Genomic DNA, 25,145 nt, shown 5'->3' with positions numbered 1-25,145 from the left:
CTAATGAATTATTTATGGGACAGCGAGTTGATTTACTCGCTGCGTTATGAAATTGCAGTTATTACTTGAAACCGCGTGTTAATAAATTGAAAATCGCATTTTAAATTTTTGCCCTCTGATTAAATCATGAATGAGTTAATCAGAGGCACCTATAAGATTCCTAACCACGAGAATAGGCCACAATAAATCATTTACCATTAATTACTACTTTTGGAATTTTTTAACCATAAAAAAGACAAAACTTACACATCACAAAAAAACACAAACAATGTTATTAAAAAGACTCATGTTCAGTTAAACCTCTAGCAACACATTTTTAGAAAACACTTTAATTTAGAGAACACGTTAAATTAATCAAAAATTATTAGGCAAAAAGATACCTCAACCTGAGATTCTTCTAAAAAACGAACTCACTATTTAAATTAGAAAAAGATATTTTCTTTTGCAATTATCTAATTACTCTAAAAGTGATTTTTATGTCTGTTTTTTTGATGGATGTTTTTTAGGTTGGTTGTTGGATTTTAAAATGGCTTTTAGATGGGTTAAATTCGGCTTTTGGAATGCTTTAGTAATTTTCTAACACTTTGGTTTTAACTAATTTTGTAAAATAACTATTAACAGTGTGTGGTGAGAAATAAATCACGTTTTAAAATTCTATAAAAATTAAAATCGCGCAAATTCCGCTTCTGGTTGCAAAGGTTTTATTTCATTTTTCATTCTATAAGCACGCTTAATTATTTTATAAATCTGTTCCTCATCAAACTTTTACTAAAGGGATTTTCGCATGAAGTTAATACCCCGAGGGCAATATTTACAACTCAATACTCCCGGCATTGGCAAAGACGTGGTTTTTGCGCCCAATGTTCAAGAGCACGCCAAAGTTTTAATGAAAGCGGCTAATCGCGGCTACTACTATCCGTTGATGGCCATCAAACAGCTTAATGCGTTAGCGACCGGGTTAACCGGTAAACACAACGTATTTATTCCCAACGTAATTGATTTTAAAGCCAACAGCTTCCACAAGGTTGTGGTATTTGTGCCCGGCATTGCCGCTACTGTAGAAAAACGCTCCGACAAAATGCTGGTTATTACCGACTTAACACTGAGTAGCGAATACGAGAGTATTGCTAAGGGGAATCTACAGAAACCCGGTGTGTATAGCGTTGTAAAAAAGGGAGAGACAGAGATTGAAGTCAAATTTAGAAACAATGGGCGAATTTTGTCTAAAGACGGCAGGCAGGTGGTGATCTCTAGTACGAACTACGAGAGTCCTCGAAAAGCCGCGGAGGAAGCACTTGAGCGCTTAGATGATATATTTGGTGGTAACTCCTCCTTAAAATGTGATTTTGATCTACTCTATTCACCCTTGGGTGACAAACTGAATGGCATGCGCAATTATAACCCAGCAAAAGTTAATCAAACCTACGGTTTTGCTGGATTATTGGCCGATACTATGGAGCAATCTAAAAATAAAAAAGACATTGAATGGACCTCTGAACGCGGTGGTTCTGTGGTCTTAACCCAAGCCTTAATGGCCCTCGCCGCCAAGGATGTTTCGTTTAAGGACCAAAAGCATATTGTAAAAATGTGCTGGGCCACCTCTAACCCGCGGCCGGCCTACGATGCTATTATAAAATTAAAGATGATCCCGGATAAAAACCTGTTTAACAGCAACAGCCATATTCGCGCTAGCTTAAGCGCATTCAAGGGCAATTTAGAGCGGGTTAAGCGAAAAGATGACCCCTATAATTACCGCGACCTATTAAAAAGTACTGGCAACGGCGGCATGGCCTTTAATACCCTCGCCGGTGCGGGCGTTTTGGTGGCAGGCACGGCCTTATCCGGTATGCCCACCGGGGTAATTGGCGCGGCGGGTTTGGTCACGGGTGCGGTGGGCGGTATTCAATTTGCCTACAGTAAGTTTAAAGAAAGAAATCTACGGCGGTAACTTTATGTGGGACTGGTTAAAGTTTTTCCCCTATGCAGCTGTATACCCCAAGCGGAGAGAACATTTAGAAATACAGGGGCCATATTTTTCAAAACCGCGGCAGAACAAATGGTTTTTTGGGGATTCCGTTTTTTATTTTAATGCCCCTTGGGCAAACCCAATACTTAGCATTGACGGGTACGGTTCCAGTGTAAATGCCAAACATCCAAGAGGTAGGGATCTCTGCGCACCTCCTAGAATAGTACCCAACTACCGTCCCGATGCTCGCCGCTACCAGTGGCATGACACGCCATTTTACCGCAATACTTGGTACTTTGTCGGCGCTTGGTTTGTGGGCGAAAAAGCCCGTTTAGGTGCCTCCGCTGTAATACTTACTGCGCATAAAGGCTCTCTCTTTAAAGAAACCAAGTTGTTTCATCCCCGAGTATTTGAATCCGCTATAGCCAATTACTTGGATGATCTTTATGGCTACGATCGATCCGGTAAAAGACCTCATTATCGCGGCCCCTTACATTGGCGTGTATTACCCTTAAGCGACAGTATCCAAGGGGTGGTGTGCGATATACACCAGATTCATAACGGCAGTCGAGACAATCCCGACTTACGACGTTTAGTATTTTTTCCAGTCTCAACCCATCAGTTTGTGCGTATTACTTTTAATCTAGGAGGGGTTGATATTTATCATGATGAGCTAAGAGCCAAACCTATGTTGGATTTGACTGATTCAATTATCAATTCCATGCGTTTGCAGGTTGGGCCGAAGACGCAGGCAGAGTGGGATAAGGTAAAGGCGACCTGTGATGATATGTCTATTGCGAACACCTTTGGTGAACTTGCATGGCCGTTATTTGAAGAGAAAAAATCTAGGAAAAAACCCGAGGTGGATATTACGCCCAACGACACTCCAATCGAAATACCCAAGGTTATAAACCAACACAAATGACGCACTGGTTAGACTGGTTAAAATTCTTTCCGTATGCAAAAACCCAATATACACGGCCCGTAGTAACCGAAATACGCGGCCCCCTACATTGGCGTGTATTACCCCTAAGTGGCAGTATTCAAGGAGTGATACAACCTACCTGAATATAAATCTTCTATAGGAAAAATCATGGTGTAATCATCCCAATTAAGATTACCGTCAATTAACTTGTAGGAAACTCGATTAGCTTAGAGTTTCTCGCGACGCAAGGATGTGTCGCCAATTTCAAGAACGGTTAGTGATTGAAATTGTGAAGAAATTGGAAATCGCATTTTCAATTTCTGTCCTCTGATTAAATCATGGATAAATTAATCAGAGGTTCTTATGGTATAAAAACCCAGCCTCGGATTTGTATTTTTCGTAATCTGGGTGGCCATTAGAAAAAATAAACGGTGCGAAATCGATAATCTGTATATGACCATCATTAAACATAATCTCAAGAATATGAGATTTTTTATGAGCAACCTTATCGATTAATAATTCCGGCATTTTTTACCTTTAAAAATCACATGTTCAGTTATACGTAATTTTTTCTTATTTTAGCAAATCACCTAAAGCCCCCACCCATTAACAGACACGCCGTAAATACTTCCCTGTAGACTCGCTTGCAGCATCCCTGCTGCAAACGGTCTGTTAGTGAAGCACAATCTTTTGAGGTAAACGTGTTTTTTGAAATTAAGTTTTTCCATTTTCAAAGAAATACTTGTTAAACTGTAACTAACTGGGTTTTCAATAATTTCTTTATTTACGCTTAAGTACATGTTATGACAAATCGTAGAAGTTAATTAGATTCCTCTATATTAATTGATGCTCGGGCAACCAACTCTAAAACCTAAGGATGTACCTCAAACATAAGAATAACAAAATAAATCCAATAGATTTTCTCCATATCGGCTTACAATTCTTCAGAGAAACAATCACTATAAAATTGAACACTTTCATCTCTACATTTATATCGACTCAGCCCCACCCTTCATTTATCAAACTAACTGTTTTATTTCTACGGATGTCACTTAAATCTGCATTTAAAATCTCCAAAGATTACAGAGGTACCAAGGTTCAAAAACGCATTTCCTTGGTTGCAAACAGAAAAACCTGATAAAGAAAACAGTTTCTAAAAAAATTATGGAATAAATTAAAGTTAGAGGACCAATTCACATATGGATTAGAGTTCATTACACATCAATTTAAATCAACTCTCATATCAGTCGACGGCAAAAAAAGGCAGAAAAATCCTTCAACTCCTATAAATAAAATAATTTTAGTGACAAAAAAACTAAAAAAACGAAATCAAAACAAAATCAATCTTCCATAAGCCGAATAAACGATATATAAACTTCGAAATCGTATAGCAATGCAAAAACTTACATTCATTAGTTCATTTTAATAGTATGATATAAAACTTATGATTAGTGTTCATTACTAATGGAAAAAGCTATTATCATACAGATAAGTACTTAGAACGGAGATGTTTAAATGACGACTGAGAGGAAATCTGTACGCAACAAAGAACTAGTACGGAAAATAGCTCGTTCGGTAAATTTTAGTTCGGAGAGCTTATCTGGAAGACGCAAAGTATGCGAAGATCGAAAACAACATATTAAAATCATATCAACAAAAGCATTATCCTCAATTAACATTTAGTTGTATTCAAGTTTATATAAAACACCTCTCACTATTGGGGTGTTTTTATTTTAGGTGGGTGTTTTGAACAAAAAATGGGTATTTGAGTCATTAGTTAAGGATGATAAAGACGCCATAGGTCTAATTGCTTACGCTTTATATAAACACAAAAAACACAACCTCGCTAATAACCTAAGAGCAGACGGTGCTTCCGACGTTCAAATTGAGCAACAGGTTAAAACATTTCATGATCAGGCATTATTGAGCGATAGTTTAAATGACTACCGAGAAATGGCCGTCACTTATTTTGATGCTTTAATTTCCGAGGCAGAAGAAAAATACAACGAGAAACAGAGATTACAAAAAAAAGCACATGAAGATAAAGTTAAATCTTTAAAACTACTTCACGAGAAAGAGATTAAAAACCTAAACACGAAACATATAAACGAGTTAAAAAGGCAAGAAGCCAATTTATTAAAAAAAATTAAAGAGTATTCTCTCACTCACAAATCCGTCTTCGAAAAATTAGTTCATTGGTTATTTTCTGGAATACCAAGCACAATATCTACTTTTCTGTTAACAGCTTTATTTCTTGGATCTGTATTATTTTTCACTAGTGAAGAAAAACGTAAAGAAGTATTCTCAGAGTTTGCCTCTAAATATATTTCAATCCAGTCTTCTGGTAGCAATAAAACTCCCTAGAATAAGTCAAGTTATAGCCATACATTGACTAATCCCTACTTGGCAATACTCAATTTCTCAGTTAGTATTTCGCTCTTGCTCGGTGGAGCAATACTAAGTTTGGAGCCATCCAAGCCCTGATTACCCGAATTCGGGGGCGATTAGGATTCGACGACGGTGACAAAACTTTGAGTGCATGTGGTGATGACAGCCAATCACCTTAATCCAAAGCTGTACATTAATAGTTGCAAACGATGACAACTACGGTGCTCAACTAGCTGCTTAATTGCAGCCTAATTGATGTACCTTCTAGCCGCCACGGCCGCTAGCGGTTGCTAACAAGATGCCCGTATCGCGTTAGTAACTGTCATATAGAATGGGATCGCAGCAAAGCACGCTTGGGGCGGCGCTGTTAAATTATTACCAAGATCGCATCACTCGCCCTGCCCGTTGGGCCGCTTGGTGCTAAATTAATAAACGGACCTAAACATGTAGAGCTTAAAGCGGCGCGCTGGCGGACGCGGGTTCAAATCCCGCCGCCTCCACCATTTAGAAAAGATAAACCCGTCTCTCTGGGGTCATTCTCAGGGGTGACGGGTTTTCTTTTTCCCCTTGTTTCTAAAGGGTTTGCGCCCGTTTCACATCTTTCCAAAGCACCTCTCCGCACCATCGATTCTCCCCATCCTCCCGCCTTTCTTTCTCTGTTTGGCCCCTGATTCTCTGTTTTCTCCGGACCAAGTCCGAAGCTCGTCCGGGAAGCTACATCCTTGATTGATATGGGTTTGCGGCTTGTTTCCGTTTTTGGCGGTTGTCTTAGGTCATCGCTCGATGCCGCAACCGGACGTTTTTTTCGAAATCACCCGCTGCGCCCATGAAAAGAAGCGCGGTCAACTCCGGCTTCCTGCCCCCTAAAGAAGAAAAGCCGACGCTGATGGTCGGCTCTCTGGGGCGGTCTCCGGTCCGGTCGTCAGTCGGTGGCAAAGCCGAACTGGCGGCGCTGCTCGGCCCAGTCCTCCGGAAAGGTCTGGGTCAATTTGGCCAGCGAAAGCCCGTTGGGTTCCTCACCGTTGATCAGGGCTTCGACGATGTCGGGGGCCAGGGTCGTCAGCTTGAGGATGCGGGCCACATACGAGCCATCGACGTCGAGGGTACGGGCAAGCTCGCTGATGGACTTGATCTGGCCGGATTCGAGGATGTCGGCCCAGGAAAAGGCTCTTCCCAGCGCCTGGAGGATGGCGGACTGCACCGGTTCCTGCGCTCCGGTGATTTCTCCATCCAGGGCCTGGGGAGCGATGACCGTCTTGCGGCCGCGCATGCGCCGGATCAGCATCGGGATGTGGATCTGCAGGTTGCCGTTGTCGGCAACGGTAATGGTCGGCTTCATTTTCATCGGCTTGTCCTCCGTTCCGTGACTTCGCATGCCAGACCGGCCAGCTCGGCGATTAGCGTTGTCAGCCCGTTGGTGCGCAGCTCCATGTCGATTCCGGTCTCGCGGATCTCCACCTTGTCCACCAGGAGGCGGATGAGGCGATTCCGCTCCACCGGGAAAAGATCTTCCCAGAACCCCTCCACATTCTGGAAGGCCTCCGACACATCCTGTTCCGTGATGCTGGTCCCCTGGTAGGCTCTGCATCGCTCGCTCACATGGGTCAGTTGTTTCGAGAGCTCGACCGCCTGGCGGTTGACGGTCGTCAGCATCTCGGCCTTGCCCGGCTGATCGTTGCCGGGCTTCATCAGTTCAAGTGCCTGCTCTCGCGCCTGCGACAGCTCCATCTCGAGCTGGGCTTTCTGTTTGAACAGCCGCTCTCGCTCCGCCTGCTCGATGTCCCGGGCAGCGAAGTAGGTCTTGGCCACCAGCGTCGGTGTGCGGAACACCGCGCTCAACTGCTCGACTACGGCCTGCTCGATGTCCCCGGCGGGAATACGTTTGAGCGGGCACCGGCTCACGGTCCGCTTGCTGTCCTTCTGGCAGATGTAATAGGTGTAGTGGCGGCCGTTCTTGCGGGCGTAGGTCGGTCCCATCGAGCATCCGCAGTGGCCGCAGCGGATGACGCCTTTCAGCGGGGCGACCATTTTGGTTCTGGCCATGGATACCTTGACCGGTTTGTTGTCCACCAGGATGGCTTGCACCTTGTTCCAGGTCGCCCGGTCGATGATCCCTTCGTGCTCGCCGGGGTAACTGCGGTCCTTGTGGGCGATCTCGCCGATATAGATCCGGTTGTTGAGCAGCCGGTAGATATGGGCGGTGTTCCATTCGGAGCCCTCACGGACTTTGCCTTTCTTGGTGGTCCAGGCCTTGGTGCGGTAACCCTGTTCGTTCAGCTCCTGGCCAAGCTTCTTGGCCGAGCCGATCTGGATAAAGCGGCGGAAGATGTACTGCACCGTCCTGGCCTCATCGGGGTTGACCAGCAGCTTCTTATTATCCCGGTCAACGTCGTATCCGAGGATGGGTACGCCGCCGCAGTATTTCCCCCGGCGCTTGGCAGCCGCCACCTTGTCCCGGATACGCTCGGCAATGACCTCCCGCTCGTACTGGGCGAAGGTGATCAGGATGCCGAGAAACATTCGGCCGGTTGGGTCGGTGGTGCTGAAGTGCTGGGTGACCGAGACGAAGCTGACACCCTTTTCGTTGAAGAGGTCGATCATTTTCATGAAGTCCAGCAGCGAGCGGGACAGCCGGTCGACCTTGTAGACCACGATCACATCAATCTTCCCGGCGTCGATGTCCGCCAGCAGTCGGCGCAGCCCCGGGCGCTCCATGTTCCCACCTGAGAAACCGCCGTCATCATAGCGATCCGGCAGAGCCGTCCAGCCCCGCATCCGCTGGGCTTCGATATAGTGTTCCGCCGACTCCCGTTGGGCATCCAACGAGTTGAACTCCTGTTCGAGCCCTTCCTCGTGGCTCTTGCGTGTGTAAATGGCGCAGCGCAGGGTCTTGTTCTTGCCCGGCGCGACATTGCTGTTATCAAGCATTCGAACCTCCCTCGGCTTTTCTGCCGTAAACCTTCTTCAGCCCGAAAAAGACCTTGCCGTTCCACCTGGTCCCGGTGATCTCTCTGGCCACCGCGCTGAGCGACCGGAAGGTGCGGCCTTCGAACTCATAGCCATCGGCAAGGACAGTCACCTCATAGCGCCGGTCGTTCCAGACCCGCACCAGTCTGGTTCCGGGCAGGATCGCCTCGTTCGATTTCCGCTCTTCTGGGATGCGTCGATTGACAGTGGCTACCGGGTCCTCCTTGGCGGCCTGCTGGAGATGGACCTTGGCCTGCTCCGACAACCCACCGTAGAAAAGCTCCTGGATGCGATAGGCCAGCCTCTTGATGAGGAATTGCTTCTTGTACTGGGGCGGCTCTTCGCCGTAGAGGTCGAGCCATTTTTCCCGGAGCTGCTCCAGGGACATGGATTGCAGCAGGGCCATCTGCCGAAGGACCGAGTTTCGGGTTCGGTCCTGGTTCTTGCCGCCGGTGGCGGCGTTCTGTAACTCATTCATTTTCAACTCCTTATTTTGGTTTCCGGACGAGTTGTCATGAATGAATGCTCTGTTCCGGCAATGAATCAAGTCCTTCTCCGAGCACAGGGGAAGAATCTTTGAAAGCATCTAACTCATTGCCCGCACATGCTTTTTTGGCCTTTCGGCGCAGGACCGCCGTGGCCAGAATCGAGGCGGCTGACTGGAGCCTCGCCTCACCCGACAGGCGGCCGGGTTTGCCGTTTTCGCCAAGGTCATCAAGCCCCGGCCCATCATTCATTTCCTGTACATCCAACATCGAACACCTCCGGTGGGACCGGGGGACTGGATGGTGTGGATGCCAGAAAACGGTGGCGGTCGGGATGCGCGTTTTATGGCACCCACAACCGCCTCAGCTCCGCCTCTGGTCGGTTATCTGGTTACATCCGGCTTGAACCGGACTTGCGTTCGTTACCTACCGGAGGGACGTGCAAGATGACGGAATCAGACGAGAAGTCCTGTTTTTTTGATTGACCTGATGTTCATCAGGTCGTATATTTTGTGGTCATAAATTGGGCTTAATCCGCTCAGTGGCTACGACACGGAGCAATCGCCATGGGAAAGAAAAAGGTATCGGAAATAACCGACCCACAAGCAAACACGCTGAGGGTCATTTGCCAAATCATCGATGAAAAGGGGTTGCCGCCAACGGTGAAAGAATTGTCGGAAGTCCTTGGTATCAGCCACGCGAGCGCCCACGAGCAGATCGCTCAACTGGTACGGAAAGGCTATCTGAAGAAAGAAGCTCGTAAGGCCCGAAGCATCGTCGTCATCAGGAGGCCCGAATAACGATGCTGGGTCGCGAAAAATAAGGAGATCGACATGGGGCACGTCAGACTTGGAAGCCTTCCGAGGTCGAGGGCATGGAAAGAGGTGGTCGGCCTGATCACGGCCGGTGCCGACGTGTCCCAAATCGCAAACGCAACAATCCGGGCAGCCGATAAAGCATTCACCTTCGTGCTCAACGATGAGGGGTTCACCGAGGCGGTCTGGTTGATGACGCAACTCGCCATTGCCGCAAAAAAGGAGAACCTCGGCGAGCATCTCCAATCCCTCGGCGTCAACCTGCCGCAGGATACATCCCTTCCCGATCTTGCCGCCGCAGTCTCCGAGGCCCTGGATAACAAATTGGAGTTCAACGGTGGCCGATCCGACCTCGGTGAAATGTCTCAGCGTGCATTGGTCGGAGCCCTGGTAGAGCACATCTCACCAAAACTGCCGTCTCTCTTCGCCCCCGGGCCAGATGATGTTCGGGCCGCACTGGCAGCGCTCGGGAAAAAGCGGGAGTTCGGAGAGCTGTCGCGGACTTTCTTCGCCAAGCTGACCAACGAGAGCATGAACTACTTCCTCTCAAAAACGCTGGCTACCCATCTGGGCGAGGGCCAGCGCTTTGCCACCATGAATGAAATGGGACAATTCGAGAAGGCTCTGAACACGCACTGTAAAGAGGCGTCCCTGATCGTCGAGCAGTTTTCGGCAGATTGGTTTTCCAAGCACAGGTACGAAGAAGGTGGTGACATCTCCAGGGAGTCTTCCAATGGCTTCGCCTCTTACGCGCTGAAAAAGATGAAGGACGAGCTAAAAGAAGGAGCGCGAGCCGATGCAAGATAAACGATATATCATCTGTGGGAACGCACCAACCGATGGGATTGAAGAAAATCCTGACCGTGATCTGCGCCTGCGCCTTTGGGGCAAGGATGGGCCGGACAAGATCACCCTACGCATTGAAGACATCCACAAAAAGATGAGCAAGGACGTGCCTGATTCTTTCCAGGACCTGCTCGAAATCGCCACCTACGTTTACAGTGCCGATCAGGCCATCCCACGAGGGGCCGACGACGTCGATTCTTTTGGCCATGGCTGGCGCAGGGATCTGCACTTCATCATCCCGGTGCGGAAGCCAGATTTTTGGAACGGAGACGATATCCACCAGGCGCTGCGCTCCACGCTTGGTTTCTTGTCTGACGACAACTATCACTTCGAGTTCGTCAAACTGAAAGAGGCTCAGGCATTCCAGGGATATCTAAAATTTGATGATGACGGACGGCTCTTCGGCTATCCAGAACAGGTAGTGATGTTTTCAGGTGGGCTGGACTCGCTGGCGGGAGCCATCGATGAAGTTCTGAATGAAAAACACAAGGTCGTCCTTGTTACCCACAAGTCGACACCGAAGCTCAACACGCGCCACCGGCGACTGGAAAAGATGATTGCCGACAAGGCTGGGGAAAACGCCCCGCTACACATCGGCGTCCGGGTCAACAAGAACAAGGGGCTGAACTACGAGTACACCCAGCGCAGCCGATCCTTCCTCTATGTGTCTATCGGGGCGACCATCGCAAAAATGCTCAATCTGAAAAGCGTCCGTTTTTACGAAAACGGGGTCATCAGTTTGAATCTGCCGGTCTGCGCTCAGGTAGTCGGCGGCCGGGCAACACGCACCACCCACCCCAGGGTGATCCGAGGCTTTCAGGAAATCATCAGCCTGGTGGCTGGCGAACCGTTCACGATTGAGAATCCCTACATCTGGAAAACCAAGGCCGGTGTCATCGAGGTGATCACAAAGGCCGGATGCCAGGACATGATCGCGGCATCGACCACCTGCACCCATACCTGGGAGATGACCAATCACCATACGCATTGCGGAACGTGTTCCCAGTGTATCGACAGGCGTTTTGCCATGATTGCGGCAAAAGCCGATCAATATGACCCAGTGGAAGCCTATAAAGCCGACATCTTCACCCAAAGCCGAAGCAAGGACGAGGACAAGATCATGACAGCCGCGTACCTGGAGCGTGCCAACCAGGTACGCGAGCAGGACGACATCACCCAGTTTATCGCCCGATTCAGCGAGGTCAGTCGGGTCTTCCGCTACCTTAATGGGAACTCCGGAAAAGTGGCCCAGAAGGTCTATGACCTTTACAAGCGCCACGCCAAGGAGGTCTGCGATGCAATGGACACAATGGTTGGCCGCAACATCACCGCCATCCGCCAACGCACCTTGCCAGGAGACTGCCTACTCAGGACGGTTTATGAATCGGGATCGGTAATCTCCGTCCTCGCCATTCCGGTCGAGCAGAAGCAGCCGGACAACTACTTCAGGAAGCGCGGGGGTGTCTGGGCCGCACGCTTTAACGGCAACGCCGAGGTGCTCGTGACGGGTGTCGACAAAGGAGCCGAGTACATTAACTTCCTCCTGGCGAGGCCCAACAAGGAAACCTCGGTCTACGAGATCGTCTGCGGGTTTGCCATCGATAGCTGCAATGCGGTCCTGAACTCCAATGAGACCGACGAAGGTTTTCAGGTCACCCAGGGGGTTCCGTTGGGTGATACCGGCTTCGTTGCCGACCGCAAGGCCGTCGAGCAATACCGGGAGACGGCTCACGAGCTTCTTCGGGAAATTGAAGAAGCCCGGGCAGAAAACAACGATGCCGAAATCCAGCGGCTTGAGAACGAAATGACCCAGATCACCGCCGCAATTAACGAGGCGGTTGGTCTGGGTGGCAAACTCCGGAAATCCAACGACAAGCGGAAGAACATCCGCGACGCCTTCCGGAGTGCCGTGAACCGGGCCATCACGTATCTGGAAAAGTATGACAAGCCGCTGGCCGCCCACCTGAAGGAGTCCATCAAGTGCGGCAACGAACCGGTCTACCGGACCGAAGAGGAGATCGTTTGGGAGGTCCGCCCGATAGTCAACGAGTGACCCGGGACCACCCAGGAAGAAAAAACTAAAAAATATTTCCGCTACGCCAAATGTAGCCATTGCGACGCCGGATGTAGCGCCTTCCCCAATGAAGGCGCGATCCGGCGTTTTTTATTGGTCAGCACAGGGTTGGCCACCGGGCGTGCCAGAACTTCCGAACAAGGAGACTGGCAGTGGCACAAGTCAACAAAGCACATCTCACCCCACCGAAGCGGCGACTCATCGAGTTGATGCAGGACATCAACTTCGGCCGCATCACCAACATTCCGGTCCGCGACGGCGAGCCGGAACTCACCCCTGACACGGTCATCGAGCGCGAGATCAAGCTGGCTGGACAGAGCGGCCCCCGGCCCGAGCGCGACCAGGATGACTTCATTCTCAAGCAAGAGGTCGTGGCGCTGCTGGAGCACCTCGCGCAGATGGGCAGCGGAAAAGTCTGCCTGCTCGAGATCAAGCACGGTCTCCCGTTCCTGATGCGCATCGAGGAACGGGCAGCCTGAACACGTAACGACCTGAACCCTTAGACACTGGACAACAAGCTAGACGCATGGCGGAGGCTGTTGTGGGTGTCGCCGAGCCGAATACGGCAATTGGCGGCGTACCTGCGACCCCTTCGCCCACGCGACAGCTTTGTCCTGTGATCTGGCCCGTGCCGACACCCACGCGGACCTCCTCCTCGCTCCGAGGAGGCCCCGATGGTTTCTCAGAATTCTTACGACGGCATCGACAAGTATGCCGCCGACCTCATTCGGCACAAAGCACGTCAACTCGTAGGCAAGGCCGGATTCACCGAGGACGACAGACCCGACCTCGAACAGGAACTGATGATCGATCTGCTGCAGCGGATGCGGCATTTCAATCCCGCCAAGGCCAAGAAGACCACCTTCATGGCCCGGATCGTCGAACGTCACATCTCCACCATTCTGGAGGCCCGGTTCGCCCAATGCCGGGACTGGCGGCTCTGCCAAACATCACTCAACGAACCCCTCGACAACGGTGAGGGCGACACCACCGAGCGGATCGACTTCCTGGATAGCGAAGGCTCTCTGAGCGGCGGCAGCCGCGAAACAAGAGAGCGCCTCGCCCATGAGATCCGCATGGATCTCGGCCAGGCCATCGCCTCGCTGCCGGAAGAGCTCCGGGATCTGTGCTTGCGCCTGCACGACAGCACCATGGCCGAAGTCGCCCGGGAGATGGGCATTCCCAGAACCACCCTCTACGACCGGCTGAGCAAGCTCCGGGACGCGTTCCGCGAGGCCGGGCTCGAGGACTATCTGTGATCTCCGACGCATCGGCCCCGCCTCCGGTAAGTAAGCACCGTGCCGCATGGTGCGGCTATCCGGGGCCTCGGAAATCAGAACCTGAACAAAAGAGGAGTTCAACCATGACTCACGACACCTACAAGTACCGTTTTGACGAGTCGGTCCCGGCCCAGGAACTGGAAGACACTTTCATGCTGGCGATGCTGGCCGTCGAAAGCCTGCATGGCCGTTCCCGTGTGCGGATGGAGAGCCGGTTCAATTTGGACAAGGCCCGCCGCACCTGCGTGATTGACGCCTCCACCGATGTCGGCAGCGACCTTGCCCGCATCTTCACTGGCTTCGCCACCAAGGAATACGGCGAACGCTCGGTCCTGATCGAACGATCCCAGCCGTCGGGTTGCGCCTGTGCCTCCAAGCATCGCGCAGCGCCCGCCGCCGAAGCGGGGGTGGCGGTATGAGCGAGCTGATGACCACCACCTATTCCATGTGGCGGCTGTTCCGCAACTGCCGCATGGCCTGCAAGTGGCGCTACATCGACGAGCTGGTGCCGCTCGAGCGCGACCCCAATCTGGCCTTCGGCTCGGTCATTCACGATTGCCTGGAGTGCTGGCACGGCGAGCGGGATCTGGCCAAGGTCCTCGACCACATCGACCGGACCTATCCGAACCGGGCGCAGGACGACCATCAACAGGCCGACTGGCATCTCGCCCGGGCCATGATGAGCGCCTATGCGAAACACTACCCGGCCGAAGCGTTCGAGGTCGTCGCGCTCGAAAAGACCTTCGAAGGTCCCATCGTCAACCCGGCGACCGGGGCGACCTCGCGCAGTTTCATTCTCGCCGGGAAGGTGGACGGCATCGTCCGTCAGGATGGCCAGTATTTCCTGCTTGAACACAAAACCGCCTCGCAGATCGACGCCAGCTACCTGGAGCGGCTGTGGACCGATTTCCAGATCATCCTCTACGCCTGGTACCTGGAGCAGACCCTCGGCATCACGGTCAGCGGCATCATCTACAACGTCCTGGTCAAGGCCAAGTTGCGCCAGGGCAAGGGTGAGACCGAAGCCGAATTCGAGGCCCGCCGGGCGGAGCTGATTGCCAAGTCGAAAACCGGCAAGAGCAGCGCCAAGCGCAAGCTGCCGGAGGACGACGAAACCTTCCAGCAACGGCTCCAGGAGAAGTACCTCGAGCCGGGCATGTTTCATCGCGAGGTGCTCTACATCTCCCGCGACCAGTTCGAGGAACTGCGGGCGGAGCTGTGGGAACTCTCCAAAGCCATGCTCGACGCCCGTCGGCGCAACACCTTCTACCGCAACACCAGCTACTGCTTCCAGTACGGAAGGCCCTGCGCCTACTTCCAGCTCTGCCGCTCGGGCGGCAACCCCAACGTCATCGAAAACCATTTCCAACGGATCGCCCCGCACGAAGAGCTGCGGGACGGAGCCGGTGAAGACGCCGCTCCGGTGTTTTGAAATCCCAACCATAAGGAGACGAAGCCATGCTTCCCAAGACCAAAAGCAAACCCAAACACACGCTCTCGGACCTCACCGCCCTGGTGTACGGCCCGAGCAAGATCGGCAAGAGCACCTGGTGCTCCAAGGCCGATGACGCACTGTTCCTGGCGACCGAGCCGGGCCTGAACGCCCTGGAGGTGTTCCAGACCCCGATCACCTGCTGGGATGACCTCCTGCAGGCCTGCGCGGAGATCGCCGAGGGCAAGCACGAGTTCAAGACCATCGTCGTCGACACGGTGGATAACGCCTACAAGATGTGCTCGGACTACGTCTGCAAGAAATTCAAGATCGAGCACGAATCCGACCTGGGCTACGGCAAGGGCTACGCGCTGATCAACAACGAGTTCCAGCGCGTCATCAACAAACTCGCCTTCCTGCCCCACGGGCTGATCCTGATTTCCCACTCCCAGGAGCGGGACATCGAGACCCGGACCGGCAAACACACCCGCATCGTGCCGACGCTGCCGGAAAAGGCGCGGAAGCTGGTTACCGGTCTGGTGGACCTGATCCTGTTCTGCGACCTGGACATGAAAACCGGCGAGGACGGCAAGCCGGTCTGGCAGCGCGTGATGCGCACCAAGCCGAGTCCCAACTACGACGCCGGTGACCGCACCGGCCGACTCCCCGAAGTCATCCCCCTCGATTTTCCGAGCTTCATGAAAGCGTTCAACAACACGGCAGCCGGAGCTGCGGCGAGTGCCGCCCGGCCGAAGCCGGAGCCGACCGCGAGTGCGGCGGCGAAACCCCAACAGTAAGGAGATCCGACCATGGAACACTACGAAAACCAATCCAACAGCAACCTCGACCTGGCGCAGTTCGACGACGCCTTCGAAACCGCCGAAGTCGAGGAACGCGAGTTCGAGGCCGTCCCCGACGGCAAGTATCAGGTCAACGTCGACCGAGTCGAACTGACCCGCGCCCAGACCTCGGGCAATCCCATGCTCAAGTGGACCCTGCGCATTCTCGCGCCGACCCACAAGGCCCGTCTGCTCTGGCGCAACAACGTCATGGCCAGCAACGAGAACATCAAGTGGCTCAAGCAGGACCTCTACACCTGCGGGCTGCAGCTTCAGAAGCTCTCCGACCTGCCGGGCCACCTCGAGCAGCTTCTCAACATCAAGCTGGAGGTGACCAAGCGCACTCGCGGTGAAAACGAGAACATCTACTTCAACCGTCGCATTGTCATGGCCGACGATACCGGGGCTCCCGGCGCGGCGATGGACGACATGATCCCGTTCTGATGATGGACCGGATCACCGTTGTCGTCGACACCCGCGAACAGGAGCCCTACAGCTTCGATAGCGACAAGGTTTCGGCGGTTCGCAAGGCGCTGCCCGCCGGTGATTACTCACTGGTCGGCCTCGAGGAACGGGTGGCGGTGGAGCGTAAATCCCTGACGGATTTCGTCTCCACCGTCATCCGGGGGCGAAAGCGGTTTCACCGCGAGTTGGAAAAGCTCTCAGCCTACGAATCCGCCTGCGTGGTTGTCGAATGCAACTTTCGCGATCTGGTCGATGGCCGCTACCGCAGCGATGCCCACCCGCATGCGCTGATCGGAACGGTCGCCTCCATCGTCGTCGACTTCGGTGTCCCCGTCTACTTCTGCTCGGACCGGCAGGCCGCCTGCCGTTTTGTCGAGGAGTACCTGACACGTTTTCACCGGAGGATCGCGAGATGCCAAAAAGAAATGAGAGTAACCCGGCGCGACTCCGGGGAAGAATAGAGCGCGTTTACTATGCCGGACCCAAGTTCTCCGCAGGCCGACTGCTCACCCCGACCGGTGAGGAAGTCCAGTTCGCGGGCAATTTGTTCGCCCGGGAAAATCAGCCTGTGGTCCTGCTCGGGTCGTGGGCCACCCATCCCAAATACGGCCGTCAGTTCAAGGTCGACGGGATGGAGCACGACCTCGAACTCGATTCGGAGGGGCTGATCCACTATCTGGCCAACCATCCGGAGATCAAGGGCATTGGTCCGGCCAAGGCCAGATTGATCGTCGAGAGTTTCGGCGACGCCTTTGAAGAAATCCTTCTGAATGACCCCGAGCGCATCGCGCTCAAAGCTCGGCTGCCCTTGGATGCCGCCCGGCGGCTGCGTGACGAATGGTTGAAGAACCGCAGCGTCAACGCCGTCATGGCCTGGTTGTCGGCATTCGGCCTGACCCATCATCAGGTCACCACTCTGGTCGAAAGACTCGGCGGCAACTGCCACGATATTCTGAAGGAAGACCCGTACATCCTTATTCGGGAGATCCGGGGATTCGGCTTCAAGAAGGTCGACAAGATCGCCCGCAAGCTTGGCACCCCCAAGGACCACACCCCTCGTATCCGCGCTGGGTTGAATTTCTGCGTCCGTGAAGCCCTGGACAATGGTCACTGCTGGATCGAATACGAGGATCTGGTGGATCAGGCCAACCTGCTGCTGGTCATGGATGCCTTGGACAGCCGGGTACGTATCGAGAGCGCCCTCGACGCGCTCATCGAAGAACAGGCGCTTTCCTGCGATTCCCACGGCGGACGTTTCGTGGTCGCTCTGCCGGAGATCGTCCGCATGGAGCGGGAGCTGGCCTCGTTGTTCGGCCAGGCCGAAACACCGAATCCTCATTTCCAGTCCGTCAAGAAACTCGATGCCCTGATTCGGCGCTGCGCATCAACGCTGAACGAGAAGCAGCTCGAAGCGGTGCGCTCGGCCCTCCAGCACAGCATCAGCCTGATTTCGGGTGGAGCCGGTTCAGGCAAGAGCTACACAATTTCGGTCATCAACACCATCTGCGAGGAGAGCGATCTGGAGGTCGTGCTCGCCGCGCCGACCGGCAAGGCGGCCAAGCGCCTGGAGGAAGTCAGCGGTCGCAGCGGCACCACCATCCACCGTCTGCTCGGCTATGACGGCAAGGGTTTCTCGCGTAGCAAGGAGAACCCCATCGATGCCGATGTCCTGGTGGTTGACGAGTTTTCGATGGTCGATGTGCCGTTGGCTTGGCACTTGTTCGAGGCGGTCGATCTGTCGCGAACCACGGTGCTGCTGGTCGGGGACCACAACCAGCTTCCGCCGGTGGGACCAGGGAACATCCTGCGCGATCTGATCCAGACACGCGCCATCCCCACGGTCATCCTCGACAAGGTCGTGCGCCAGGCTGGCGTCCTCAAGGAGAACTGCACCGCCGTTCTCAAGGGCGAGGTGCGCAAGACCAGCGAGGCGTCGGTGGGCGGATGCCGGGATTGGTATCTGGTGGATCAGTTCACCGACCCGATGGCGGCACGCTCGTTCCTGCTGGAGTTGTTTCAGGAGCGGCTCGATGCCCTGGGTTTCGACATCATCAAGGACGTGCAGGTGCTGACGCCGACCCACAAGGGGCCGCTCGGCACCAAGGAATTGAACGAGGAACTGCAGCGGCTCATCCAGCGCAAGCTCTGGAACACCGAGGTGCCGCCGGTCGCCATGGGCCGCCGCGCTCCGTTTCTCAAGCACGACAAGGTCATCCAGACCAGGAACAACTACGACCTGAATGTGATGAACGGTGCCATCGGCTATGTGGTCGATGTTCTCGCGAACGGCACCCTGGTCATCGACTTCGACGGCATACCGGTGGAACTTGAGAAAGGGTCGCCCGACCTGCAAGATCTGCAGCTCGCCTATGCGCTCACCATCCACAAAACCCAGGGTTCCGAGTTCCCCTGTGCCGTGGTGGTGGTTCACAAGGCGCATTCCTTCATGCACCACCGCAATCTGCTCTACACCGGGGTGACCCGCGCCCGGCGCACCGCCATTGTCCTGGGTGACCATTGGGGCATTCAGAACTGCGCCAAGCGGTGCCAGGTGGATGACCGCCGGACCTTTCTGCCCCTGTTTCTGGACGCCGCCCAACACGCGGAAGCCGATTTCGCCCGTGTCGCGGAGGCCGAATGAGCATGGGCGGAACGGATAACGTCAGGGAGTATTACCGGCTCGTCACCGAGATGGACATCGGTGACGTGGCCCGGGAACTCCTGCCGGGACGGATCATCCAGGAGACCGGCCAGCGCTTGATGTGCGACTGCCCCAACCATCAGAGCCAGTCGCGTCTATCGCTTCATGTGATGCTCGACAAACAGGGCTGGTACTGCTTCGGCTGCGGGGTCGGCGGCGATGTGCTGCAGCTCGTGGAGTTCATTCAGACGGGCTCGGTCACCGCCGGTCAATCCGGTCCGATGCCGGACAGCCACCGCCAAGCCCGGGACTATCTCGCCAAGAAGGCGGGCTTGCCGCCGCTGTCGCGCTATGGCCTGAGCCAGGAGCGTCTGGCTCAGACAGAGGCGGACCGCGCCTTCGAGTTGCGGGTCAAGGACGCGTTGACCGCGCTGGCCAGGCTTTACCACGCCAGGCTCAAGGAGTCGCCGGAGGTCCTCGATTGGCTGAAATCCAAATATGCCCTGAGCGAGGAGACCATCGACGATCTCCTGATCGGCTATGCGGACAACGCGTCCGGCTCGGTCGCCCAACTGACCGAGGGCGAAGACGGTTTTTCCAAACGTGAGCTTGCCGCGACCGGCGCTTTCAGGCCCACGAGCCAGGACGGCCTGACGCCATTCTTCGAGCGCCGGATCGTCTTTCCATACTGGAGCCGTGGCCGGGTGGTGTTTATGATCGGCCGCAAGACGCCATGGACCCCGGATGTGGGCTGGGAGCAAGGGAAATACAAGAAGCTGCCGGTTCACGACGAACACCAGCGGCCCTACGTCGCCGACTTCATCAACAACGCACTGCTGTTCAACGAGGACTGCCTGCTGGCCAGGCCCGGCAAGGTAATCATCACCGAAGGGGTGACCGATTGCCTGGCGTTGATGCAATTGGGCTTGCCCACCGTATCGCCGGTCACCGTCCGCATTCGGGCAGCCGATTGGGATCGCCTGATCCCCAAGCTGCGCGGCGTCGAAACCGTGTACATCTGCCAGGACAACGAACTCTCCCAGGCCGGTCTCAAAGGGGCGCTGCAAACTGCTCGTACCTTGGCCGAACACAAGATCGACACCCGCCTGGTGACGCTGCCCTTGTCGGAGACACAGATCTCGGCCCGGCAGGAGCTGACCGAACGCTTCGGCCTGACGGCGAGCGTGGGGCCGAAGGAGCTGGCCAAGCTGCTGGCGGGACGGCCCGCCGAAGAGATTCAGGCGGCCGAGGCGCTTCTCGCCACCGCCAAGATCGACGTCAACGATTACATTGCCGCCGGGCATACCCGGGAGGATTTCGAACGTCTGCTCGCCGAAGCCAGCACGCCCATCGAGTTCGGCGTGCGCTCGCTGCCCGAGGGCGCTGAAGAGGAGGAACGCAACCGCCTGCTTGAACCGATCCTTGGAGAGATTTCCGAGCAGTCTCCCCTGGAACAGGCCCGCCTGCTGAAGCTGGTGCAGGAGCGCATCGGTGGTGGCGTTTCGATGGCCACCCTTAAAGAGCAGATCCGCGCCATTCAGAAGGACCGCAAGGTCGAGTTCCGCAACGAAAAGAAGAAGGCCAAGCGGATGTCCGGCGCGATGCCCGGATCGTGCCGCGCCCGGGTCGACGAGGTGCTGATCGACACGGAACTGGAGAACGGCGCTCCCGACTACACCCTGGCCGCCGAGGCTGCCTACGACTGGTTCACCGCCAACGGTGCCCAGTTCTTTCACACCCTGCAGGGCGAGCCGTTCATGTATTTCGACAACGCCATCTACTGGATGGATTCACCAGACCGGGGTCGCAAGCGCCATTACGCGGCCATGCTCTACAAGCACACGGGCATGGTGCCGACCACGGGCGGCGGACGGACATTTTTCGAGGTGTTGCCCAGCCTGGCCATGATCCGTGGCCAGGTGCGCGACCATTTTTCCTGGCTGCACACCGATGTGGCTTCCTACACCGTCTATTTCAATCTGAACAATCCGGAGCACGAGATCGCCAAGATCACCCCGGACGAGATCCAGATCATGAAGAACGGCGGCAACGAGGACGGCATCATCCTGGACGGCTCGCGGAAGATGAAACCGCTGAAATTCCTGCCTGACGCCGACCTCGAAGAGGCGGACCGGCTCCTGGTCGATCTGCTGGTGGGCAACATGACCTGTCCCCAGGGGGATCGCTTTCTCATTCTTTCCTGGCTCTCCTGCTTCCTGCTGATCGACTTTGCCGGAACGCGGCCCATGACCCGCTTCGAGGGCTCGGCCGGATCGGGCAAGACCACCGCCAGCAAGATCACGTCGACATTGCTTTACGGCGAGCCCCAGCACAAGAAGGCCACCGACGCGGCGAACTACACCGATGGCTCACAGAACCCGCTCATCGTCCTCGACAACATCGAGGTCAAGCAGATGACCGAGGATCTGACCACTTTCATGCTGACCAGCATCACCGGCATCGCCAAGGAGAAACGCAAGAGCGGCACCGACAGCGAGACCATCACCGAGCGGACCAAGTGCCTGCTGAACACCACCGGCATCGAGCCACTGTGCGGGGAACTTTCGGAGATCCTGTCGAGGTCCTTCGTCATCAACTTCGACCTCGCCAACCAGGCCAGCGACTGCTTTCTGGAATCGGAGGTCATCTCGGCCATCCAGCAAAACCGGGATCTGATCATTTCGGCCATCATGAAGCGAACCAGCCATGTGCTGGCAATGATCCGGGACGGAGCTCAGAAACAGGTCATGCGCCTGCTGCACCGAACCATGCCGACCCATGGCAAGCGCCGGTGCAACGACTATCTGAGTCTGATGTACCTGATGATGCTGGCCGGGTCCGAGGAGCACGAGGTGTCCATCGGCCTCGAGGACCTGAGTCCGTTGTTCATCGAGCAGATCCATTCCATCAACGATACCAGCCAGGAGATGGCGCGGGAGTCGAACCCCATCGCAACGGCGCTGGCGTCGCTCTTCCACGCCTACCGGAACGCGGTGGAGCTGGACGAGAAGGCCCGCTACGGGGAGGACGACCGGGCAAACCATGTGGTGGGGTTCATCGAACGCTACCAGGTGAGGTTCGAGAACGAGAACACCATGGAACCGGTGTCGGCGGGACGGCTGCTCGCGGCGCTACGCAGGGTCGGCCGGGAATTCAACCTCGAGTTCGAATACAAGAAGCCCGCCCAGCTCGGTCGGCGCATCAGCAACGACCTGGACGTCATCCGGGATGCCGGGTTTGACATCGACCGGCAGCGCAACGCCCACACCAAGAATTTCGAGTACCGGATCGTCAAGACCGCCAATCTCTGATTCCACCCCATACTGACGTAATCATCCAGGACGCTCTCGGGCGTCCTTTTCTTTTGCGGTGGTGCGGTGAACACCGCTGTCCCTTGCGGTGGATGACCACCGCACGCCAAACCCTTACCAGACAAGGCTTTCATGCCCTTTGCGGTGAATGCGGTGGTAAATCCAGAGGTCTCACCCCCTATGGGCTGAAATATTTTTTGTGACTCACCAACCCGTCGTCCCCCGCCAGAGAAATTCCGGCCCAGCGTGAGAGACATTCCCAAAATACCACCGCAACCACCGCACTCTATCTTTTCTTTCTTCATAACTATCGAAAAACAATAAACAAACAACGCACCACCCCCCTGCGGTGGGACGAGAAAACCTTCCACCGCACGACCACCGCAGCCACCGCACATATCCACCGCAGCTATTGGTCACCGACGGTTTCAGGGCTGCTCCGGTAAGTAACGGGAAAAGCGATTAACCCGTATTTCTGGAGCCCGAAGCCATGAGCCTTCTGAAAACCATGATCAAGCACACCGCCGGAGGGCAGGACGCCTCGGCAGGATGTGAAACCCCATCATTACCACCGCAACCACCGCAGCCTGCCATCTATGTCTCCACCGGACTCGATGTCCACGAGATCGAGGACGCCCGCGACTGTCCTGAAGATAGGGAGATCAACGGCACGCTGTGTCGCCGTCTGTCGCCTGAATACTTTGCCTGGCTACGTTCCCGCATGGTCACCGCCCAAGCCGCGCACAAGGCCGGAAAACTCCCCGACGATGCCTGGAACACGCTGCGGCAGCGATTCAACGCCCTGCAGGAGCTGGCCATCCGGGAGTTCGGCAAGGAAAGCCTTCAAGAGGTCCTGCAGTCCTTTTCTCCAAAGAACTATCGGCCACCCGCGCTTCGTTCCGAGCCCCAGGAGAAACCCGTCGAAATTCCCAGAAAGGACTGGATTTATCCCGGGAACCAAGCTTGGAAATGTAAGCAGCCGGTGACATCCCAGGCTGTCGCCAAGGTCGACGCCATCCGTGAGGAGGCCATGGCCAAGGGCTGGTCCGAGGCACGCCTCTATCAGAACCAGGGCCGCTTCCGGTTTCCCTGCGGCGAGGACTACGGCCTGGTCTGCTTCGTCGATGGCGATCAGGAGATTGGCGAGGTCACCGAGCGTTCTATCGAAATTATCCACGGGCCGAAGTCCGGGCGTCCCAGCACGCTGCGGTTCTACAACCCGGACGTGCCGCAGCCGTGGATGAAGAAAGTGGAGGATTGAGCCGTGAAGAAAAAGAAACGCTACGCCAATGCCAAGGATGTTCTGCCCGAGGAACTGTTCGAGCAGATCCAGAAGCACTACACCGGAATTCTCTGGGTCCCGGCACCGAGCCGGTTTTACCAGGAGCGCCGCGACCTGGTGCTTGCCCTTCATCTGCAGGGGATCAGCAGCCAGGAGATCTCCAACCTCGCTGGAGTGACCACCCGCCGGGTCAACCAGATCATCGCCGCCGAACGAAAACAGGACCGGGACCGACAGTTGGCCGCCGCTTCCGGTAAGTAACCCCTGAACCGGCGGGAGCGCGTTTGGAGGCTAAATCGGCCTCCCGCCCCGAATCCCGGCTTGGGAAAACAATATTCGGCAGGATTTCCACGTGGCACTGAACAAACCGGACAAAGAGACGCTGGACCGCTGGCACCGCAACGAGGGCAAGACCGAACCGCCCCGGCGCGGGCCTGGTGCGCCCGAGGGCAACCAGAACCGGCTACGTCACGGCATCTTTGCCGACCGCTGCCTGACGCCGGAAGAGAAGGTCATGTTCGACGCCATCATCGACCGCCTCAACCAGGACTTCGAGTTCAACAAGTCCAGCGACTTCCTGCAGGTGGAGCTGGTGGGCGTCTACTCGGTGAAGCTTGTCCGCGCCCAGATCGAGGGGAACACGGACGCCGCCGAAAAGCTCGACCGGATGATCCGCTGCCACATGAAGGACCTCAAGACCACCAAGATCGCCCGCGAGGGTGAGGAGCCGAAAGGCCCGCAGACCTCTCCGGCGGAATGGGCAGCGGCGCTGCTCGAGAAGGTGGCCGAGGCCGCCAACGCCCCGGGCGCGAAACCCTCCGGCCGCAAGAAACGCGGAAAGAATTGCGGATAACACCATGGAGGGCTTTTTCGATGACCCCGGCACACGGCGACTTGCGGCAGACAGCTTCACCAGGAATTGCGGATAAGACGTGTTCCTTGCACTTTCGGAATCGGCATTCTCCGGCTGCCGATCATCATTTCCACTCCTCGACCTCCTCCTGCAGCTCTCGATATCCGCTTGGCATGTGTGCGCATAAGCCGAACCGCATAAGCCAAGTGGATATTGGCATGTTCACGCCGGGGCTCTCTCACACAACCCAAGTAAATATTGGCATGTCGAGCCCCAGGCAGAACCGGCCAAGCCCCGCAAACTGCCATTCCTTCGGTAGAGGCCCTTGCACAAGCCAAGTAGATATTGCCATGTGTGTTCCGCGCCCGGAGCGCACAAGCCAAGCAGTTATAGCGATGTGTGGCCGACAGACAGAGAAGGAGAAATTCCGGTCAATCGATATTTCCCGCTCCACCCGGGAGGCAGAGCCCCTCCGTCATGATCATTCATCATCGGCGGATGTGTTCTTCTGCGGGCACTGTCATTCACTGTCTTCGACACTGTCTTCCCCAACGAAAACAGGAGCAGCCGAGGCCG

General features: G+C 55.0%; 24 protein-coding genes and 1 other RNA gene. 20 read left to right on the top strand and 5 right to left on the bottom strand.

The window, feature by feature from the left end:
* The first annotated feature begins 784 nt into the window (after window positions 1-784).
* Both ACYQ2C_RS08460 and ACYQ2C_RS08455 read left to right on the top strand, forming a co-directional pair.
* Entirely contained in the window at window positions 785-1,948 is a 1,164-nt protein-coding gene (locus tag ACYQ2C_RS08460) for a hypothetical protein (RefSeq protein ID WP_460101356.1), read from the top strand.
* Window positions 1,908-2,891: a hypothetical protein gene (locus tag ACYQ2C_RS08455; RefSeq protein ID WP_460101358.1), complete on the top strand. Its 984-nt coding sequence runs from the start codon at window positions 1,908-1,910 to the stop codon at window positions 2,889-2,891. Before ACYQ2C_RS08460 ends, ACYQ2C_RS08455 begins: the two co-directional genes overlap by 41 nt.
* A 351-nt stretch (window positions 2,892-3,242) precedes the next feature.
* On the opposite strand, the gene ACYQ2C_RS08450 is transcribed toward ACYQ2C_RS08455, so the two are convergent.
* Complete coding sequence (locus ACYQ2C_RS08450; protein ID WP_460101360.1) at window positions 3,243-3,419, bottom strand: hypothetical protein; 177 nt, start codon at window positions 3,417-3,419, stop codon at window positions 3,243-3,245.
* Window positions 3,420-4,637: 1,218 nt separating this feature from the next.
* On the opposite strand from ACYQ2C_RS08450, the gene ACYQ2C_RS08445 reads away from it, so the two are divergent.
* Both ACYQ2C_RS08445 and ssrA read left to right on the top strand, forming a co-directional pair.
* Window positions 4,638-5,255, top strand: a complete 618-nt coding sequence (locus ACYQ2C_RS08445) for a hypothetical protein (protein ID WP_460101362.1) — start codon at window positions 4,638-4,640, stop codon at window positions 5,253-5,255.
* 132 nt (window positions 5,256-5,387) lie between these two features.
* Window positions 5,388-5,782, top strand: a transfer-messenger RNA (tmRNA) gene (gene ssrA / locus ACYQ2C_RS08440).
* A gap of 419 nt (window positions 5,783-6,201) precedes the next feature.
* On the opposite strand, the gene ACYQ2C_RS08435 is transcribed toward ssrA, so the two are convergent.
* Genes ACYQ2C_RS08435 through ACYQ2C_RS08420 form a run of 4 tightly spaced genes read right to left on the bottom strand, consistent with a single transcriptional unit; the run spans window position 6,202 to window position 9,001 of the window.
* Window positions 6,202-6,624 carry a hypothetical protein gene (locus ACYQ2C_RS08435; protein ID WP_205227925.1) on the bottom strand — a complete coding sequence of 141 codons (423 nt, stop codon included), beginning with the start codon at window positions 6,622-6,624 and terminating at the stop codon, window positions 6,202-6,204.
* Entirely contained in the window at window positions 6,621-8,207 is a 1,587-nt protein-coding gene (locus ACYQ2C_RS08430; protein ID WP_460101365.1) for a recombinase family protein, read from the bottom strand. The genes ACYQ2C_RS08435 and ACYQ2C_RS08430 overlap by 4 nt, the downstream gene beginning before the upstream one ends.
* Window positions 8,200-8,724: a DUF2924 domain-containing protein gene (locus ACYQ2C_RS08425; protein WP_460101367.1), complete on the bottom strand. Its 525-nt coding sequence runs from the start codon at window positions 8,722-8,724 to the stop codon at window positions 8,200-8,202. Before ACYQ2C_RS08425 ends, ACYQ2C_RS08430 begins: the two co-directional genes overlap by 8 nt.
* A 34-nt stretch (window positions 8,725-8,758) precedes the next feature.
* Window positions 8,759-9,001, bottom strand: a complete 243-nt coding sequence (locus ACYQ2C_RS08420; protein WP_460101369.1) for a hypothetical protein — start codon at window positions 8,999-9,001, stop codon at window positions 8,759-8,761.
* 30 nt (window positions 9,002-9,031) lie between these two features.
* Between ACYQ2C_RS08420 and ACYQ2C_RS08415 the strand changes: the two genes are divergently transcribed.
* The 16 genes from ACYQ2C_RS08415 (at window position 9,032) to ACYQ2C_RS08340 (ending at window position 24,569) form a co-directional block, all read left to right on the top strand.
* On the top strand, window positions 9,032-9,181 hold the full coding sequence (locus ACYQ2C_RS08415) for a hypothetical protein (protein WP_460101371.1): 150 nt from the start codon (window positions 9,032-9,034) through the stop codon (window positions 9,179-9,181).
* A gap of 116 nt (window positions 9,182-9,297) precedes the next feature.
* Window positions 9,298-9,531: a LexA family protein gene (locus tag ACYQ2C_RS08410; protein WP_009379056.1), complete on the top strand. Its 234-nt coding sequence runs from the start codon at window positions 9,298-9,300 to the stop codon at window positions 9,529-9,531.
* 33 nt (window positions 9,532-9,564) lie between these two features.
* Window positions 9,565-10,353 carry a hypothetical protein gene (locus ACYQ2C_RS08405; protein ID WP_460101373.1) on the top strand — a complete coding sequence of 263 codons (789 nt, stop codon included), beginning with the start codon at window positions 9,565-9,567 and terminating at the stop codon, window positions 10,351-10,353.
* Entirely contained in the window at window positions 10,343-12,445 is a 2,103-nt protein-coding gene (locus tag ACYQ2C_RS08400) for a 7-cyano-7-deazaguanine synthase (protein WP_460101375.1), read from the top strand. The genes ACYQ2C_RS08405 and ACYQ2C_RS08400 overlap by 11 nt, the downstream gene beginning before the upstream one ends.
* A 173-nt stretch (window positions 12,446-12,618) precedes the next feature.
* Window positions 12,619-12,945 carry a hypothetical protein gene (locus tag ACYQ2C_RS08395; RefSeq protein WP_028577538.1) on the top strand — a complete coding sequence of 109 codons (327 nt, stop codon included), beginning with the start codon at window positions 12,619-12,621 and terminating at the stop codon, window positions 12,943-12,945.
* Between the two features lie 195 nt (window positions 12,946-13,140).
* Window positions 13,141-13,725, top strand: a complete 585-nt coding sequence (locus ACYQ2C_RS08390; RefSeq protein WP_460101378.1) for a sigma-70 family RNA polymerase sigma factor — start codon at window positions 13,141-13,143, stop codon at window positions 13,723-13,725.
* Between the two features lie 104 nt (window positions 13,726-13,829).
* Window positions 13,830-14,165, top strand: a complete 336-nt coding sequence (locus tag ACYQ2C_RS08385) for a hypothetical protein (protein ID WP_029917937.1) — start codon at window positions 13,830-13,832, stop codon at window positions 14,163-14,165.
* Window positions 14,162-15,178 carry a PD-(D/E)XK nuclease family protein gene (locus ACYQ2C_RS08380; protein ID WP_460101380.1) on the top strand — a complete coding sequence of 339 codons (1,017 nt, stop codon included), beginning with the start codon at window positions 14,162-14,164 and terminating at the stop codon, window positions 15,176-15,178. The genes ACYQ2C_RS08385 and ACYQ2C_RS08380 overlap by 4 nt, the downstream gene beginning before the upstream one ends.
* Before the next feature lie 26 nt (window positions 15,179-15,204).
* Window positions 15,205-15,975 carry an ATP-binding protein gene (locus ACYQ2C_RS08375; RefSeq protein ID WP_460101382.1) on the top strand — a complete coding sequence of 257 codons (771 nt, stop codon included), beginning with the start codon at window positions 15,205-15,207 and terminating at the stop codon, window positions 15,973-15,975.
* Between the two features lie 12 nt (window positions 15,976-15,987).
* On the top strand, window positions 15,988-16,461 hold the full coding sequence (locus ACYQ2C_RS08370; RefSeq protein WP_460101384.1) for a DUF669 domain-containing protein: 474 nt from the start codon (window positions 15,988-15,990) through the stop codon (window positions 16,459-16,461).
* Entirely contained in the window at window positions 16,461-16,943 is a 483-nt protein-coding gene (locus tag ACYQ2C_RS08365; protein ID WP_013258639.1) for an ERCC4 domain-containing protein, read from the top strand. The genes ACYQ2C_RS08370 and ACYQ2C_RS08365 overlap by 1 nt, the downstream gene beginning before the upstream one ends.
* Window positions 16,895-19,123: an SF1B family DNA helicase RecD2 gene (gene recD2 / locus ACYQ2C_RS08360; protein ID WP_460101387.1), complete on the top strand. Its 2,229-nt coding sequence runs from the start codon at window positions 16,895-16,897 to the stop codon at window positions 19,121-19,123. The genes ACYQ2C_RS08365 and recD2 overlap by 49 nt, the downstream gene beginning before the upstream one ends.
* Complete coding sequence (locus ACYQ2C_RS08355) at window positions 19,120-22,434, top strand: CHC2 zinc finger domain-containing protein (protein WP_460101389.1); 3,315 nt, start codon at window positions 19,120-19,122, stop codon at window positions 22,432-22,434. Before recD2 ends, ACYQ2C_RS08355 begins: the two co-directional genes overlap by 4 nt.
* A gap of 490 nt (window positions 22,435-22,924) precedes the next feature.
* On the top strand, window positions 22,925-23,695 hold the full coding sequence (locus tag ACYQ2C_RS08350) for a hypothetical protein (RefSeq protein ID WP_460101391.1): 771 nt from the start codon (window positions 22,925-22,927) through the stop codon (window positions 23,693-23,695).
* A gap of 3 nt (window positions 23,696-23,698) precedes the next feature.
* A complete protein-coding gene (locus ACYQ2C_RS08345; protein ID WP_011367837.1) occupies window positions 23,699-23,977 on the top strand; it encodes a hypothetical protein in 279 nt (92 codons plus the stop codon).
* Between the two features lie 91 nt (window positions 23,978-24,068).
* Window positions 24,069-24,569: a hypothetical protein gene (locus ACYQ2C_RS08340; RefSeq protein WP_015721258.1), complete on the top strand. Its 501-nt coding sequence runs from the start codon at window positions 24,069-24,071 to the stop codon at window positions 24,567-24,569.
* The last annotated feature ends 576 nt before the right edge of the window (window positions 24,570-25,145 follow it).

The organism is Sessilibacter sp. MAH3 (genome assembly GCF_054658275.1).
Note: the sequence above shows the minus strand (reverse complement) of the source record. Positions and strands in the feature narration are given on the sequence as shown.